Source organism: Pseudomonas libanensis (assembly GCF_001439685.1).
Lineage (GTDB): Bacteria > Pseudomonadota > Gammaproteobacteria > Pseudomonadales > Pseudomonadaceae > Aquipseudomonas > Aquipseudomonas libanensis.
In genome coordinates, this window is record NZ_JYLH01000005.1 from 206,669 (window position 1) to 222,276 (window position 15,608).

Annotated in this window: 18 protein-coding genes; 4 read left to right on the plus strand and 14 right to left on the minus strand. The window is 60.7% G+C overall.

Features of this window, described 5'->3' with window-relative positions:
• Positions 1 to 11: 11 nt before the first annotated feature.
• Positions 12 to 794, minus strand: a complete 783-nt coding sequence (locus TU73_RS10220; protein ID WP_057012075.1) for a class I SAM-dependent methyltransferase — start codon at positions 792 to 794, stop codon at positions 12 to 14.
• A gap of 96 nt (positions 795 to 890) precedes the next feature.
• Here TU73_RS10220 and TU73_RS10225 point away from each other — a divergent pair, with 96 nt between their 5' ends.
• The gene (locus tag TU73_RS10225) at positions 891 to 1,511 is read left to right on the plus strand and encodes a hypothetical protein (RefSeq protein WP_057012076.1); all 621 of its coding nucleotides are present in this window, start codon (positions 891 to 893) and stop codon (positions 1,509 to 1,511) included.
• Between the two features lie 3 nt (positions 1,512 to 1,514).
• Here TU73_RS10225 and TU73_RS10230 read toward each other — a convergent pair whose 3' ends face one another.
• The 7 genes from TU73_RS10230 to ppc all read right to left on the minus strand — a co-directional run bounded on the left by TU73_RS10230 (position 1,515) and on the right by ppc (position 8,727).
• On the minus strand, positions 1,515 to 2,213 hold the full coding sequence (locus TU73_RS10230; RefSeq protein ID WP_057012077.1) for an extensin-like domain-containing protein: 699 nt from the start codon (positions 2,211 to 2,213) through the stop codon (positions 1,515 to 1,517).
• A 3-nt stretch (positions 2,214 to 2,216) separates the two neighbouring features.
• Positions 2,217 to 3,044 (minus strand): isocitrate lyase/PEP mutase family protein, encoded by an 828-nt coding sequence (locus TU73_RS10235; RefSeq protein ID WP_057012078.1) that lies wholly within the window; start codon positions 3,042 to 3,044, stop codon positions 2,217 to 2,219.
• Positions 3,045 to 3,071: 27 nt separating this feature from the next.
• A complete protein-coding gene (locus TU73_RS10240; RefSeq protein ID WP_057012079.1) occupies positions 3,072 to 3,932 on the minus strand; it encodes a DUF72 domain-containing protein in 861 nt (286 codons plus the stop codon).
• Entirely contained in the window at positions 3,932 to 4,234 is a 303-nt protein-coding gene (locus TU73_RS10245) for a hypothetical protein (protein ID WP_057012080.1), read from the minus strand. Before TU73_RS10245 ends, TU73_RS10240 begins: the two co-directional genes overlap by 1 nt.
• Positions 4,235 to 4,394: 160 nt before the next feature.
• A complete protein-coding gene (gene tsaB / locus TU73_RS10250; protein WP_057012081.1) occupies positions 4,395 to 5,081 on the minus strand; it encodes a tRNA (adenosine(37)-N6)-threonylcarbamoyltransferase complex dimerization subunit type 1 TsaB in 687 nt (228 codons plus the stop codon).
• Between the two features lie 90 nt (positions 5,082 to 5,171).
• On the minus strand, positions 5,172 to 5,819 hold the full coding sequence (adk, locus tag TU73_RS10255; RefSeq protein WP_032893225.1) for an adenylate kinase: 648 nt from the start codon (positions 5,817 to 5,819) through the stop codon (positions 5,172 to 5,174).
• A 280-nt stretch (positions 5,820 to 6,099) separates the two neighbouring features.
• The gene (ppc, locus tag TU73_RS10260; RefSeq protein ID WP_057012082.1) at positions 6,100 to 8,727 is read right to left on the minus strand and encodes a phosphoenolpyruvate carboxylase; all 2,628 of its coding nucleotides are present in this window, start codon (positions 8,725 to 8,727) and stop codon (positions 6,100 to 6,102) included.
• A gap of 196 nt (positions 8,728 to 8,923) precedes the next feature.
• Here ppc and TU73_RS10265 point away from each other — a divergent pair, with 196 nt between their 5' ends.
• From TU73_RS10265 to lptF, 3 genes are all read left to right on the plus strand, one after another.
• Positions 8,924 to 9,268, plus strand: coding sequence for a hypothetical protein (locus TU73_RS10265; protein ID WP_043050914.1), 345 nt, complete (start codon positions 8,924 to 8,926; stop codon positions 9,266 to 9,268).
• A 280-nt stretch (positions 9,269 to 9,548) separates the two neighbouring features.
• On the plus strand, positions 9,549 to 9,974 hold the full coding sequence (locus TU73_RS10270; RefSeq protein ID WP_043050915.1) for a DUF4398 domain-containing protein: 426 nt from the start codon (positions 9,549 to 9,551) through the stop codon (positions 9,972 to 9,974).
• Between the two features lie 56 nt (positions 9,975 to 10,030).
• On the plus strand, positions 10,031 to 10,816 hold the full coding sequence (gene lptF / locus TU73_RS10275) for a lipotoxin F family OmpA-related lipoprotein LptF (RefSeq protein ID WP_046071257.1): 786 nt from the start codon (positions 10,031 to 10,033) through the stop codon (positions 10,814 to 10,816).
• 408 nt (positions 10,817 to 11,224) lie between these two features.
• On the opposite strand, the gene TU73_RS28215 is transcribed toward lptF, so the two are convergent.
• From TU73_RS28215 to TU73_RS10305, 6 genes are all read right to left on the minus strand, one after another.
• Positions 11,225 to 11,629: a type III secretion protein gene (locus TU73_RS28215; protein ID WP_156421209.1), complete on the minus strand. Its 405-nt coding sequence runs from the start codon at positions 11,627 to 11,629 to the stop codon at positions 11,225 to 11,227.
• A gap of 124 nt (positions 11,630 to 11,753) precedes the next feature.
• Positions 11,754 to 12,080 carry a PA3694 family proteiin gene (locus TU73_RS10285; protein ID WP_043050917.1) on the minus strand — a complete coding sequence of 109 codons (327 nt, stop codon included), beginning with the start codon at positions 12,078 to 12,080 and terminating at the stop codon, positions 11,754 to 11,756.
• A complete protein-coding gene (locus TU73_RS10290) occupies positions 12,077 to 12,982 on the minus strand; it encodes an alpha/beta hydrolase (RefSeq protein WP_057012084.1) in 906 nt (301 codons plus the stop codon). Before TU73_RS10290 ends, TU73_RS10285 begins: the two co-directional genes overlap by 4 nt.
• A gap of 44 nt (positions 12,983 to 13,026) precedes the next feature.
• Positions 13,027 to 14,304, minus strand: a complete 1,278-nt coding sequence (locus TU73_RS10295) for a flavohemoglobin expression-modulating QEGLA motif protein (protein WP_043050919.1) — start codon at positions 14,302 to 14,304, stop codon at positions 13,027 to 13,029.
• A 21-nt stretch (positions 14,305 to 14,325) separates the two neighbouring features.
• Positions 14,326 to 14,874, minus strand: coding sequence for a hypothetical protein (locus TU73_RS10300; RefSeq protein ID WP_057012085.1), 549 nt, complete (start codon positions 14,872 to 14,874; stop codon positions 14,326 to 14,328).
• Positions 14,875 to 14,890: 16 nt separating this feature from the next.
• Positions 14,891 to 15,607, minus strand: coding sequence for a TetR/AcrR family transcriptional regulator (locus tag TU73_RS10305; RefSeq protein ID WP_082642578.1), 717 nt, complete (start codon positions 15,605 to 15,607; stop codon positions 14,891 to 14,893).
• Position 15,608 lies beyond the last annotated feature (1 nt).

Consider the following 15,608-nt stretch of genomic DNA (forward strand, 5'->3'; position numbering starts at 1 on the left):
AACGACCAGCCTCAGGATTTCAGGGCTTTTTTAGCATAGATGTCATAGCGGCTGGATTTACCATCCAATGCATGGCTCGGCTTCGGCCCGTCAATGCAAGGCGCCTTGCGCGGGCGCTTGACCACCACGCGGTGGCTGGCCAGCGCCAGGGCAGCCGCGAGCAATGCCGGTGCATCCGGGTCATCGCCTACCAGCGGCCGGAACAGGCGCATTTCCTTCTTCACTAGGGCAGTTTTCTCACGGTGCGGAAACATCGGATCCAGGTAGATCACCTGCGGTGGCTCACCTTCCCAATTGAGCATCACGTCGATGGAGTTGCCCTTGAGCAGTTGCATGCGCGCCACAATCGGTGCCACTTCAACATCTTGCGCAGCGCGTGCCAGGCCGTCTTCGAGCAAGGCGCCGATCAATGGCTGGCGCTCGATCAGGCTCATCTCGCACCCCAGGCTGGCGAGTACGAACGCGTCCTTGCCCAAGCCAGCCGTGGCGTCCAGCACCCGGGGCCGCACGCCTTGGGCGATGCCCACGGCCTTGGCGATCATTTGCCCGCTGCCACCGCCATATAGACGCCGGTGCGCCGCGCCACCCTCGATAAAGTCGACCCGCACGGGCCCCGGCACATCAGGCCCAAGCTGTTGCAGTTGCAGGCCCTGCTCCCCGACTTGCAGGGCAAAATCCGCATCCGCCACCTGCAGGGGCAAGCCCAACAGCGCAGCCCACTGCTCGGCGCAGGCCTGGAACCTGTCGGCCAACGCCTCGACCTGGATGCGGCTGGCCGCTGGTTGTTCGCTCATCAATCGCTACGCTCGAAAATATTAAGGATCGGCCAAAAACGGCCGATAAAAACAACAGTCAGGTATTTTGCCAGAGCTGAGCGACGACCGAGAAAAATGTCAGACATTCTTCCTCTAACCATCGGTGTACTGCCGACCCACAACCACTACGGCCTGCGCAATACCCAAGCGCTGGCCGGGGTGAGTCATGTGTGGCAGGACTTCTTCGCCCGGGCATTGGCCGAGCAGCTCGGTGAAACATCCGACGCGCTCGCCGCCAAGGCGCCCGCACCGCTGGACCCAGCGGTTGAGCCCAGTGAAGGCGCCGACCTGTTGTCGCAGATCCTCACCCAACGCGAGTGCGAGGTCAAAGACACCGAGATCGCGCCACCCGAGCCGCTGTTCCTGCCGATAGCCGAATTCGAAACCGAGCTACTGCCACCGGCAGCGACACCGTTCCCGGAAGACGAAATCATCGCCCAGCAGCGCCTGCAGGATTTCGACAGTGGCTGGGTACGCCCGATTGTCCTGAACGCCGGCCAACCGCTGCCAGCGCCAGGCCCGGCGCCGCAGCCACGCCCACTGCATTTGCCGATTGCCGAGTTCGAACTGGACCTGTTGCCGCCGGCTGCTGCGCCGTACCCTGAAGAAGAGCTCGTGGCACAACAAAAGGCCTTGGATTTCGACTACTACTGGGCACGCCCGCTGGTTACCCAAAACCTGCGCCTGGCCGCTTAAACCTCAGCGACACACCCACCAGCGTCCCATATCCAGATGAAAATGGTTGCGATGCGCCGCGTTGTAGTCCGGGCTCAATACCACGTTGAAATCACCACAAGCGCCATCGCGTACCTGGCGCAGGAAACGCGCACTGTCACCCTCCCCCGGCCAGTCCTTGAGCACGCTGATGCTGCGCCCATCCGCCAGGCGAAAACCGGCGATGTCCAGGGCATTGGCCGAGGCGTGCTGGCTAAGTCGCCCTTCGGCTCGGTTGTAGACATTGCGACAGGCAAAGCTGCCCAAATGCTCGACGCGGCTCACCCGCTGGCCAAAAATCGCCCGGGCCGCCGGTTGCAGGCTGTGACGCTCGAACAAGGCAAACGCCACGGCCAGCGGGCAACTGGCGAGAAAGCTGCTGCTCAAGGCCACGTCAGCGCCCTGTACCCGCAAGATATTGCGCAAGGGGCACGCCGCATCGGCCGCGGTGTCCGCCTGGCGACTTACCCGCAGGCCGGAGGTTTGCAATACCTGGTCACACAGCGCCGGATCGTCCTGCAAACGGCTAAGCTTGTAGCGCGTCAGCAGGTTCGGGCTGGCGCGCACATCCAAAGGTGCCCAGGGATTCCATTCAGCCGGCATCGGCACCCAGCCCCGCCAGACTCCCAGCGCGAACGCGCACGCCAACAATAGCAACGCACCCAACACTTTTATCCCGCCCACGGCTCAGCCCTTGAAGAATTGAGTGGCCTGGGCATAAGACATCGAACGCTCGGTAAAGGTGAATGTGCCCTGTTCATGGACTTCCCGCGCAGCGCGATAGAACTCGCCATACGCCGCCAACGCCATGGCCGAACCGACGCTGATGCGCTTGACGCCCATCGCGCTCAACTGCGCCACGCTGAGCTTAAGTCCACCGGACATCAACACATTCACGGGTTTGGGCGCCACCGCCTTGACCATCGCCAGCACCTCTTCGGCGCTGCGCAAGCCCGGGGCATAAAGCACGTCGGCACCGGCTTCGGCAAAGGCCTGCAGGCGCCGGAGGGTATCGGGCAGGTCCAGATGACCGTGCAGGAGGTTTTCTGCGCGGGCAGTCAAGGTGAAGGGGAATGGCAAACTGCGGGCAGCGGCGACGGCGGCCTCCACACGTTCAACCGCCAGATCGAAGGGATAGATCGGGTCTACGGCAATGCCCGTGGCATCTTCGATGGAGCCACCAACAATCCCGCTGGCCGCCGCCCGCAAGATGGTCTGGGCGCAGCCTTCGGGGGTATCACTGAAGCCGTTTTCCAAGTCCGCCGCGACCGGCAGGGTGGTGGCGTTGGCGATCATCGCAGCATTGAGCAGGGTGTCCTCGAGGGTCAGGGCGCCCTCCGCATCCGGCCGCCCCAGGCTGAATGCATAACCCGCGCTGGTGGTGGCCAGCGCCTCGAAGCCCAGGCTGGCGAGCATGATCGCCGAGCCCGCATCCCAGGGGTTGGGCATCACAAACGCACGGTCACGCTCATGCAGGGCCTTGAAGGTTTCGGCGCGTAGGGTTTGGGCATCCATGACTGACTCCTGGCGAGAAAAGGAGCCTTAGAGTAACCCCAGTTGCTCCGCTTCGGGCGCTCGATGCAAGGTGGGCAGCGGCGGCAAGCCGGGCAGGCGCGCCATCAGCTTGGCGTGAAAGCGCAGGGCCAGTTGTGCGGCGAGGCGGTTATCCGAGGTGTGCAGGAACATGTAGGGCGTACGCCCCTCTTCGATCCAGCTGGCGATCTTTTCCACCCACGGGATCAGGAACGGGTCGTTGGCCTCAAGCTGCGGATGGCCGATAAAACGCACCTGGGGAAACTGGGTCAGCGCCGCCGGGCGCGGTGGCACCCTGGGCTTTCTTGCCTGGGCATGCAGCACCGCCGCCGAAGTGGAGGTACAGCTGAACAGGGCACGGGGATCCAGGCAGATGCGCTCGACGCCACGGTCACGCAAAAGGCGGTTGAGCATGCGTTCGGCGTCGCCTTTGGCGAAGAACTGCTCATGCCTGACTTCCACGGCCAGCGGACGATCAATGCCATCAAGGAACCCGGCCAGCTCAGCGAGGCGCTGCGGTGTAAAACCCTTGGAAAGTTGCAGCCACAGCGGCGAAACGCGCGCTCCCAAAGGACTCATTAGCCCGACAAAACTTTCGGCAGCCGGCAATTGCTCACGCAAATCGCCGGCGTGGCTGATATCACCGGGGAATTTGGCGGTGAAGCGAAAGTCATCGGGCATGATGTCAGCCCAGCGCTGTACCGTGGCGGCCGAGGGGCGAGCATAGAATGTGGTATTGCCTTCAACAGCGTTGAAGACTTGGGAGTAGAGCCCAAGGTAATCGCCGGAACGAGCATCCAGGGGATACAGGTATTCGCGCCAGGCGTTTTCACTCCAGGATGGGCAGCCGATGTAGTAAGGCAACCCCATCAGATATGGATATCGAGACCCAGAACTTCCATATCCCACTCGACAAAACCGGCAGTGGTCAGGTAACTGGCCAAGGCGGTGGCAACGCTTTTGCTCATGGAGCGGGGGAAGACCATGTCTTGCTGACGGGCGGGAACGCCGCTGGTACGGGCGCCGCCAGCACTTTGGGTGCGGGAGGGCGACTCAGAGTGGACTTCGATGAAGTCCGGCGAATCCTCGACCGAATCATCTACCGTCACGTTCGCCTTGCGCGGCTTACGCTTGAGTGGGTAGGACTGTGAGGAAAAACCGTCTATACGCATACATGCAGACTCGGTATCAATGATGGCAATTTAGCGGCACTTTCCGTAGTGCGCAAATGCTCTGGTGATAACTAGAACACATAATTCGTAAAAGGTTTAAAAACTGCGGCAAATTCTGACGATTGGCGAAATTTGCCACCCAATGCCTGCATTCTTGACGTCAAATAATTCCGCGTTCGGCCTTGGTCTGCGCCACTTTATCGCGCAGGTAAACCGGTGCCGCCTGATCTGCCGCAATGGCCTCGCCGCGCTCGAATGCGAACCGTGCCAATGCCAGCAAATCTTCGGCATGGGGCAACATCGCAGCGTCCCGTCCTGCCAACTGCACCTTGATGCGTTCGCCATAACCCCAGCCCGTGCCGGCACCAAACCAATCTCCACTGGCGTCATCCGGTAATGTCACCGCCTGCGGCGCCTGTACCGCTTCCACACCCACCAGACGCATTTCGCCGGCGGTCTCGCGGTAGCAACCCCAATAGACTTCATCCATGCGCGCATCAATCGCCGCCGCCACTTGCGTGGCACCATGTTCACGCAATGCGCGCTGGGCCAGCACGGCGAGGTTGGACACCGGCAGTACCGGACGCTCCAATGCAAAGGCCAGGCCCTGCACCACGCCGATGGCAATACGCACACCGGTAAAGGCACCGGGGCCACGACCGAAGGCGATGGCATCCACACATGCCAGGGTGGTGCCGGCGTCTTCAAGCAACTGCTTGATCATCGGCAACAGCTTCTGCGCATGCAGGCGCGGGATCACCTCGTAGTGGCTCGTTACCTTGCCATCGTGCAGCAAGGCAACGGAGCAAGCTTCAGTCGCGGTGTCCAGGGCCAGCAGGGTGCTCATCGGTGTAGGTGTCCAAGTCGGAAAAAAGTGCGCCAGTATAAACAACAACGGCCCGCAAGCGGGCCGTTGTACGTAAAGCCGATAACTGGATCAGCTCAATGCTTGCAGCACCTTGGCGGTGATGGCTTCTACCGAGCCCACGCCAGGGATATGGCTGTACTTCGGCTTGCCTTGGGCTGCGGACAGCTTCTGGTAGAAATCCACCAGCGGCTTGGTCTGGGAGTGGTAGACCGACAGGCGATGACGCACGGTTTCTTCGGTGTCGTCTTTACGCTGCACCAGGTCTTCGCCGGTGACATCGTCCTTGCCTTCCACTTTCGGCGGGTTGTAAACGATGTGGTAAACGCGGCCCGAGCCTTCGTGGACACGGCGGCCAGCAATACGCTGGACAATTTCTTCATCTTCAACCGCGATTTCGACCACGGCATCCAGCTCCACACCCGCCTTCACCAGGGCTTCAGCCTGGGGAATGGTGCGTGGGAAACCGTCGAACAGGAAACCGTTCTTGCAATCGTCCTGGCTGATGCGTTCCTTGACCAGGTTGATAATCAGGTCATCGGAGACCAGGCCGCCGCTATCCATCACACTCTTGGCGATCAGGCCCAGCTCGGTGCCAGCCTTGACGGCCGCACGCAGCATGTCGCCGGTGGAGATTTGTGGAATGCCGAATTTTTCAGTGATGAACTTTGCCTGAGTACCTTTACCGGCCCCGGGAGCTCCCAGCAGAATGACGCGCATCGATGTGCTCCTCAATTTTTTATAGAGATGACGCTCGGATTCGCCGCGTGGGGCCAATCTCGTAAAAATGTGGTTCCAGGCCGATCAAACGGCCAAAGGCTGATCAAGATACACAGCAGGCCCTTACCATACAAGCCGCCAAAAGTAGGAGAAACCCACGCCCGGCATGCGTCAGCGACGGGGTGTGCCTGAGCGCAACCCGCCCCCTCAAACGATGACCGCCCTTTTCAGGGCGGTCATCGGGGTTTATCCGCAAGCCGTTGAGAACACGCAAGAAACCTCAACCGGTGTTGCGCAAACCGGCGGCAATACCGGCGACGGACACCAGCAGCGCCTGTTCCAGAGGGCTGTCTTGCGCCGCCTCCTGTTGACGCGAACGTGCCAGTAACTCGGCCTGCAACAAGTGCAAAGGGTCGAGGTAGGTGTTGCGAAGACGGATGAACTCCAGGGTGTCGGGGCTATGGGCCAGCAGCTGAGACTGCCCGGTCAGGCCAAGCACCACGCCACACGCCTGCGACAATAGGTCGCGTAAGTGCGCACCCAATGGCAACAGGTCCGCCTGCACCAGGCGCTCATCATATAGACGGGCAATATCGGCATCCGCCTTGGCCAGCACCATTTCCAGCATGTCGATGCGCGTGCGGAAGAACGGCCACTGCTCGCGCATCTGCCCCAGCAACTCGCCTTCACCGCGCTCCAGCGCTTTGCTCAGTGCCGCTTCCCAGCCGAGCCAGGCGGGCAGCATCAGGCGCGTTTGGGTCCAGCCAAAGATCCACGGGATGGCCCGCAAGCTTTCAATCCCGCCCGCACGGCGTTTGGCCGGACGACTGCCCAGGGGCAAACGGCCCAACTCCTGCTCCGGCGTGGACTGGCGGAAATACTCGACGAACTGCGGATTTTCCCGCACTACGGCACGGTAAGCGCTGACACCGTCTGCCGCCAGTTCGTCCATCAGATGACGCCAGGCAGGCTCGGGAGGCGGTGGCGGTAACAGGGTCGCTTCCAGCACAGCGGCCAGGTAGAGGTTGAGGTTTTGCTCGGCGATATCCGGCAGGCCGAATTTGAAGCGAATCATCTCACCCTGCTCAGTGGTACGGAAACGCCCCGCCACCGAGCCTGGCGGCTGCGACAGGATGGCCGCGTGCGCCGGGCCGCCACCACGGCCGACGGTGCCCCCGCGGCCATGGAACAACAGCAGCTCCACCTGTTGCTCGCGACAGATATCCACCAGGCGTTCCTGCGCCCGGTACTGCGCCCAGGCGGCGGCCGTGGTGCCGGCGTCCTTGGCCGAATCCGAGTAGCCAATCATCACTTCCTGCGGGCCCTGCAAGCGCGCGCGATAACCCGGCAGCTGCAGCAGGCGCTCCATCACCGGCCCGGCATTGTCCAGGTCGGCCAGGGTCTCGAACAACGGCACTACGCGCATCGGCCGTTGAACGCCCGACTCTTTTAACAGCAGCTGCACCGCCAGCACATCCGACGCGGCACCCGCCATGGAGATGACATACGAACCCAATGATGCCGCCGGTGCGGCGGCGATTTCCTTGCAGGTATTCAACACCTCGGCGGTGTCCGCCGACGGTTTGAAGTAGCCCGGCAGCAACGGCCGACGATTGGCCAGCTCCTGGGTCAAGAACTTGATGCGTGCGTCTTCGTCCCAGTCTTCATAACGCCCCAGGCCCAGGTAATCGGTGATTTCAGTCATGGCCGCCGAGTGACGGCTGGAATCCTGACGCACATCCAGGCGCACCAGGAACAGGCCGAACGTCACGGCCCGGCGCAGGCAATCGAGCAGCGGGCCATCGGCGATCACGCCCATGCCGCATTCGTGCAGGGACTGGTAGCACAGCTCCAGCGGGTCCAGCAGGTCGCGGTTGTTCTGCAACACCTCAGCGGGTGCCGGGGTGGTGCTGGTCAACGAGGTGTGGGCCCACTGGCGCGTGGCGCGCAGGCGTTCACGCAACTGCTTGAGCAAGGCACGATAGGGTTCGACGCTGTCGCCGACTTTGGCGTGCAACGCCGGGCTGGCCTGCTGCATCGACAGCTCGGAGGCCAGGTGATCGATGTCGCGCAGATACAAGTCCGCCGCCATCCAACGCGCCAGCAACAGCACTTCGCGGGTGACCGGCGCGGTGACATTCGGGTTGCCGTCACGGTCACCGCCCATCCACGAGGCAAAGCGAATCGGCGCAGCCTCCAGGGGCAGGCGCAGGCCGGTGGCGGCATGCAGGGCCTGGTCGGCCTTGCGCAGGTAATTGGGAATGGCGTGCCACAGCGAATGCTCGATCACCGCAAAGCCCCATTTGGCTTCGTCTACCGGGGTGGGCCGCACGCGACGGATTTCTTCGGTATGCCAGGCTTCGGCGATCAGTCGTTGCAGGCGTGTGCGGATCTGCTCGCGCTCGGCACTGGTGAGGTCGCGGTGATCCTGCAAGGCCAGTTGCGCGGCGATGGCATCGTATTTCTGGATCAGGGTACGGCGGGCCACTTCGGTGGGGTGGGCGGTGAGCACCAGCTCGATGTCCAACCGCGCCAATTGCCGGGCCAGGGACTCATTGCTGTGCCCCTCGCCTTGCAGGCGCGCCAGCAACTCCGGCAAGACCCGGGATTCGAACGGCGCGGGTTGCGATTCATCGCGCCGATGAATCAACTGATATTGCTCGGCAATGTTGGCCAGGTTGAGGAACTGGTTGAAGGCCCGCGCCACGGGCAGCAATTCGTCTTCCTGCAACTGGTTGAGACGGGTGCTCAGTTCATCACCGGCGCCGCGGCGGTCGGCCTTGGCACCTTTGCGGATCTGCTCGATCTTATCGAGGAAATCATCGCCGTACTGCTCTCGAATGGTGTTGCCCAACAGCTCACCCAGCAGGTGAACATCCTCACGCAAGCGTGCATCGATATCACTCATCAGCCAATCTCCAGCCAGAAATCCGGGACGCGCAGGTGTTCCAGAGTGCCGCCCGCGTCGGTATCTGACAAGGCCGAACGCAAACGACTTTAAACCTTGTGGCTGACAGCTAGTCTCAAGAGTGAGCCGCCACGTTATCCACACCGGCGGCTGGTCACTCATCACCGCCTGCCATCGCAGGCTTATTGAGGTTGCCATGAAGATTCGAGAACTGCCCCAGCACTGGGAAGAAACCGCCAAGGGTCGCCTGACCCAGACTGAATACGCGATTCATCTGGATGTGGAGTCCGCGGCACGCTTGGCTGCCCTTGCCGAGATGTATCCCAAGCGCCACACCGAGGAATTGCTCGGCGAGCTGATCGGTGCCGCCCTGGAAGAGCTGGAAGCCAGCTTCCCCTATATCAAGGGCCAGCAGGTGATTGCCACCGACGAGGAAGGTGACCCGCTGTATGAAGACGTTGGGCCCACCCCACGTTTTCTGACCCTGTCGCGCCGTTATCTGCATGATCTGTCAGCCAGTGCCGACGAACAAAAGCACTGATAAACGTCCACAATGCCTATCTGAATCAAGTAATCCGGGCCTCTTAGAGGCTCGGCGTACCTGTGCGAGCGCTGAAAGTTCCATATTTAAACTCTGACCGATCAGTCAGATATTTTTTTAGGCAAATCGCCATCTTCTCTGAACTTTTGAAAAAAGCCGCCGGTCACAGCCAGTAAGCCATCACTTGGAACGGTCGTTTGAAACTGGCGTCATGTGCTTTATCGCCGGGGCCGCAATCGATACGCCAGGATGGATTTTGATGTTTTTCAGGAGTTATCCAATGGAGTTGAAGACGATGAACACCAGCACTGCCAAATCCTCGTTTAACCACCTGCGCGGGCTCAAATTGGCCGCGCTGGCTATCGGCACCAGCTTCGTTCTCGCGGGCTGCGCCGGCAACCCTCCAACCGAGCAGTACGCCGTGACTCAATCGGCTGTCAACAGCGCCGTGAGTGCCGGCGGCACCGAGTATGCCGCCGTGGAAATGAAGGCGGCCCAGGACAAGCTCAAGGAAGCTGAACTGGCCATGCACGACAAGAACTACGACAAGGCTCGTATGTTGGCCGAGCAAGCCGAGTGGGACGCTCGCGTCGCCGAGCGTAAAGCCCAGGCTGCCAAGGCTGAACAGGCGGTGAAGGATTCCCAGAAGGCTGTTGAAGAGCTGCGTAAGGAAGGCATGCGCCCGGCTGCTATCCAGCAGAAGTAAGCCGCAGCCCCTTGACTGCATCGCACCTGATATCGAATTGAAAGGACGACACGACTATGCGCAAACAACTGATGATCCCTGCCCTGCTGGCGATGAGCGTTGCCTTGGCGGCCTGCTCCACCCCGCCGAACGCGAACCTGGAAAATGCACGGACCAACTTCTCGGCCCTGCAAACCAACCCGCAAGCCACCAAGCTGGCAGCCCTGGAAACCAAAGACGCCAGCGAATGGCTGGACAAGGCTGACAAGGCGTACCGCGACAAGGAAGACGAGAAGAAGGTCGACCAACTCGCCTACCTGACCAACCAGCGCGTTGAAGTCGCCAAGGACACCATCGCCCTGCGCGAGAACGAAGCCAAGCTGAAAAACGCCGGCGACGAACGCGCCCGCGCCCTGCTGGACGCCCGCGATGCGCAGATCAAGCAACTGCAAAACAGCTTGAACGCCAAGCAGACCGACCGTGGCACCCTGGTGACTTTCGGTGACGTGCTGTTTGCCACCAACAAGTCCGACCTGAAATCCAGCGGCTTGGTGAACATCACCAAGCTGGCTCAGTTCCTGCGCGATAACCCGGACCGTAAAGTCATCGTTGAAGGCTACACCGACAGCACCGGTTCGGACTCGTACAACCAGAGCCTGTCCGAGCGCCGTGCCGCTTCCGTGCAACGTGCACTGGCTCAACAAGGCGTGGACATCTCGCGTATCGTGACCCAGGGCTACGGCAAGGAATACCCGGTTGCCGACAACGGCAGCGTGTCTGGCCGAGCCATGAACCGTCGCGTTGAAGTCACCATCTCCAACGATAACCAGCCGGTCAAGCCACGGTCTTCCGTTGCTTATTGATCGTTGACGCTGGATAAAAAAACCCACCTTATGGTGGGTTTTTTTTGATCAGGAATACTTGATCGTGCGATCTGTATCTTCATCTGGCGGCGTTATCATTGCTCCACTACGGGAGGTATCGGCCAAATCGTCCGCCCAATTGTTACGCGCCTGCTCTTGCGCGTTTTGCCGCTCCAATGCCTGATGTGCCCTGGCCATGGCCACCATGTTGTGTATCGCATCAATATTAATCACTGCTTCCCGGCCCCGCTCCGTGTAAAAGTTATATGCCCTCTGTGGCTATTTACACAAAACGGTTCCAGATAATTTCGTCACATGCGAGCTTCTGCGTGAAGCCAGGGGATCAATCCGATTCGTCTCTGCACGCATGGAAACCCGCCCATAAGCGGCGGGTTCAACAACCATCAATCAGTAGTTGACCGGACCCTGGCTAGGGGCCCCACCTGCCTGGATCTGGCCACCACCTTGCGTGGCATCCTGACCGCCTTCACCACCTTGGCCGACCTGGGCAAGCAGCTGTTTCAGCTTTTCGAGCAGCTCCTCAAGGCTATCGCCGCCTCCAGCCCCCTGAGCGCCTGCGCCCCCTTGTGAGCCACCGGCCCCTTGACTGCCGCCTCCACCCTGCCCGCCTTGGGCCCCCTCGGCAAGCTTGCTGTCAATTTGATCCCTGAGGTTTTGAATCTGCTGAGCAGGGCTTTGCTGCGCCTCTCCGACATTGCCCTGATTGCCCTGATTGCCTGCGCTCTGTACGCCACTGACACCACCCATAATTGCATGCTCCAGATTAATGAATACGAGGAACTGATCGGCCAAGCCAATCAGTCCACAATCTGTGGCAAGCACGCCAAAGTGGTTCCAGCCTGTAACGGTTCGCAGCAGTCTTAAATGACTAATCGGCATCTATAAGGGAGTTTTCCCACAGAGGCGATGCAGCGCCTCACTGTTGCAACTGCGGGGTTTCCTGCCCCATGCAACGAACGGCCTGCTTCTTGTTGTTCACCAGTACACCGCTCAAGCCTTTCTGTTCGGTATCAAACATCACCAACACACCGTCGACGCACTGCGCCACTTGCGCGGCGGGCGTCAGGGATATTTTGTAATCCTCACCCGGCAAGGTCTTGAGCATGGTGAAGTCGCTGAGCAGCAACGCATCCTCCGGCTTGGCGAAATGCAGATAACCGTAGTACCACAGGCAGCCGACGGTGCCGATGATGGTGCCGATACCGGTGAGGATCAGCGGGATCATGTTGCGTTCTTCACTCATTGCGGGCTCTCTGATGGATCAACTTTAGGCGTTGGATAATTCGGGATTTCGCCCAGGCGACGCAGGCCATTGAAATGCTGTGGATCTTCCAAGTAACGCAGCATCACGGTTTGCCAGGTCTTGTCGGCAAAAGTCTGCACATGGCCGCCACGGGTCAGTTGCAGCACCCTTGGCGGTGGGGCCGCCTGATACAGGCGCAGCCCATTGGACACCGGGACGATCGGGTCATCCAGGCTGTGAAACAGCAGTTTTGGTACGCCGGTCAACTGGGGCATGGTGTTGATCGCACTGTCGGCGTCGGGCACCAACCAAGACAAGGGAACCTGGAACGGCCAGGTTAACCATGAAGTGCTCAGGGCGAATTGTCCTACGTCACGATAACTGGCCGGCACACCGTCCAGCACCAAGGCCTTGAGTTGGCTTTGACGCTCCGGATGGGCTGCCAGGTAATGCACGGCCAGTGCGCCGCCCAGGCTTTGGCCCAACACAATCAGCGGCTGGCCTTGGGTTTGGGGCGCCTTGTCGATCCAGCTGAACGCGGCGTCGATATCCTGATAGATCGCTGGCAACGACGGCTTGCCTTGCGAGAGTCCATAGCCGCGATAGTCCAGCAGCAGCACTTGATAGCCTTGCTCGGGCAACCACCAACTGCCACCCAGGTGCCAGGACAGGTTACCGCCGTTGCCGTGCAGGTGCAGCACCGTGCCCTTGAGCGGCACATCGGGTTTGGCCGGCAGCCACCAGGCGTGGAGCTTGATGCCGTCGGCGGTGGTGATGGTGACGTCGCGGTAGTGCAGGCGGGCTTTTTCCGGCGTAAACGGCAGGCCGGGTTCGGGGTAGAACAGCAAGGAGCTGCAGCCATTGAGTGTAAGTAGCAGGCATAGAATGCCGAGGATTCTCATCCGTTGAAACCTCGCTAACAAATATGAAGTCCCTTGGAGACCCCCTAAAGGATATTGGAGTAATCCGCCTCGATCCGGTCCAGGCTCAGGTGGTTGAGGAAGTTGGAGAAACACATCCACGCCGCCAGCGCGTTCATGTCACGAAACTGATCCGGCAGGTACTTGGGCGGTACCACCAGGCCTTCGTCGACCAATTGGCGCAGGGTACGCATGTCTTCCAGGGTGGTCTTGCCGCAGAACAGCAATGGCACTTGTTCCAGCTTGCCTTTACGCACAGCAAGCTGGATGTAGTTGTAGACCATGATGAAGCCCTTGAGGTAGGACAAATCCTTGGTAAACGGCAGGCCGGTCGGCACCGAGCCACGGAACACCCGGCTGGCGTTGCCATAGCTCTCAGCCATTTCAAAGCCTTGCTCGCGGAAGAACTCGAACACCTGCAGGAAGTCCGCGCCCTCCTCCACCATGTGGATGGCGCGGGTACGGTTGGTCAACTTGCGCAGACGGCTGGGGTAGGAAGCAAACGTGATGATTTCCATCAGGATCGCCAGGCCTTCCTGGGTCACGGTGGATGACGGCGGCCCCTTGGACAGGAATGTGCAGATTGGCTGGTTCTGGCCATTGAGGGTGGTGCCCACATGCACCAGCCCTTCATGCACTTCCAGGGCGCGCACGTCGCGATCGTTGAACATCGCGTCGGCACGGATCTTGATGTAGTCGGCGCCGGCTGCCGCATCGGCGACGATCCCGTCAGACTCGAACACCCGAATGGTTTCCTCCGCTTCACCAAACACCTTGTTCAAGCGGGTTTGCAACAGGCTGACCGCATCCTTGGCCGTGAGGGTCTTGGCTTCGTCTTTGAGGTCGCCACGGCCATCAATATTGTTCAGGTAGTCGGACAGCATCAGGCCCAGGTCCGCCAGGGTCGGGTCGCCGGCGTGGAAGGCATCCGAAGCGGCGCCATACAGCTCCTGTGAGATCAGGCCGAAATCCTCGGTGCCGCGTGCTTCGAGCATGCGCACAACCATGCGGTATTCGCGGCACATGCGGCGCATGATCTGCCCCACCGGGCTGAACTGCCCCAGGCGACGGGTGATGTCGCGCTCGATGTTCTGAAACTCCAGCTTGACCGCACTGGAGTCGAACGACAGCGGCCGGTTCAGGTAGTAATCGCGGTCCACGGCAGGCATGGCCTTGCCCTTGGCCTTGAGAAACCCCTGGCGGATATTCTCGTCCCATTTCACCGCGTCGAGGACGCGGATCGGTGTTTGCGCCAGCACAATGCGATCGGACAAGGTGCGTATCGTCTGCTGGTATTCGTCCACCCGGAGCTTCCTCTTTAAACGTTATTTACCCACGCGCCGGTAGCGCACGGCTTCAACGAACACATCGGCATTGGCCGGGTCATCCAGGTAGGCAAACACCTGGTCCATGGGGCTATCCACCAGCACACCGGCGCCTTCGACGGTGTCTACAGTGCTGCCGTGCAAGGCCTGCTGGCCAATGGCTTGGTGGATCTGTTCGAGGTCGAGGTTGTAGACCACCAGTTCGTGCTTTTCATCAAACTCAAAGCCCGCCAGGATGAAATGCCCGCCCAGTCTTGCAGGCAGCGGCGCCGACATATACCAGCGGCTGCCGTGGCGCGAGACGCTAAACAGATACTCATCGCGCTGGCCCGGCTTGGCTTCAGGGTAGCTCACCGCTTTATAACGATGCTCGCCGGCCCGGGTGATCTGCAGGTTGAGCGGCTCGCCCCACGCATTCCTGCTGGCCCACTTGCCTAGCAGAGCCTCTGGCGCGGCTTCAGCCGTTGGCAATGGTTCCTTGAAAGTCACCAGGCAACCGCTGAGCAACAGGACCAACAAGGCGATTACCGCGACGCGCCAGACTGTCATTGGACATCCCCCGGTGTCAGACCGAAGCCAGCACCAAATGCATGTAACGCTTGAGGATTTCAAGCATTTCTTCCCCGGTCAGCGGCTCCGCGCCACCAAGCAGGCCCTGATATTCCATCCGACTGATAATAGCCGTCAACACTTTGGCATCCTGTTGCGGCTCACGGGAGCCCAATACCTGGAAAAACTGCCCGGTGCCCTGCAACAGGATCTGCTGGTGGGAACGCACCAGCTCGGCCAGGCGCGGGTTTAACAGCGCCTCTTGGCGAAAGGCCTGTTCGGCCATCAGGTATTCGCGACGGTTGGTCAGTTGGCGCAGCACGTAGTCGGCGGTCAGCCGGGCGATGTCATCGGCCAGTTGCGAACGCGACTGTGGGCTGCCATCGCCATAGGCAACCATCTCGCGCAGCAAGCCCTCGTTGCGCACCCACAGCTTGCCCATGAACGCGGCGCTGCGTTCGACGTACTGGGCGAAGGTGTCGGTAAGCAGGTCGTCGATATCCTTGAAATAGTAGGTAGTGGCCGAGAGCGGCACGCCGGCCTCCGCGGCCACGGCCCGATGGCGCACGGCGCGTACGCCTTCGCGCACCACGATGCGCATGGCCGCATCGAGAATGTCCTGGCGGCGTTGCTCGCTGCCCCGGCGACTGGCCTTGCGGCCTTGGTACTGAACGCTTTCAGCCACGGCGGCAGCAATGCCGGCGGCACCTTCTTGAGCCATTACGCGGTTCACC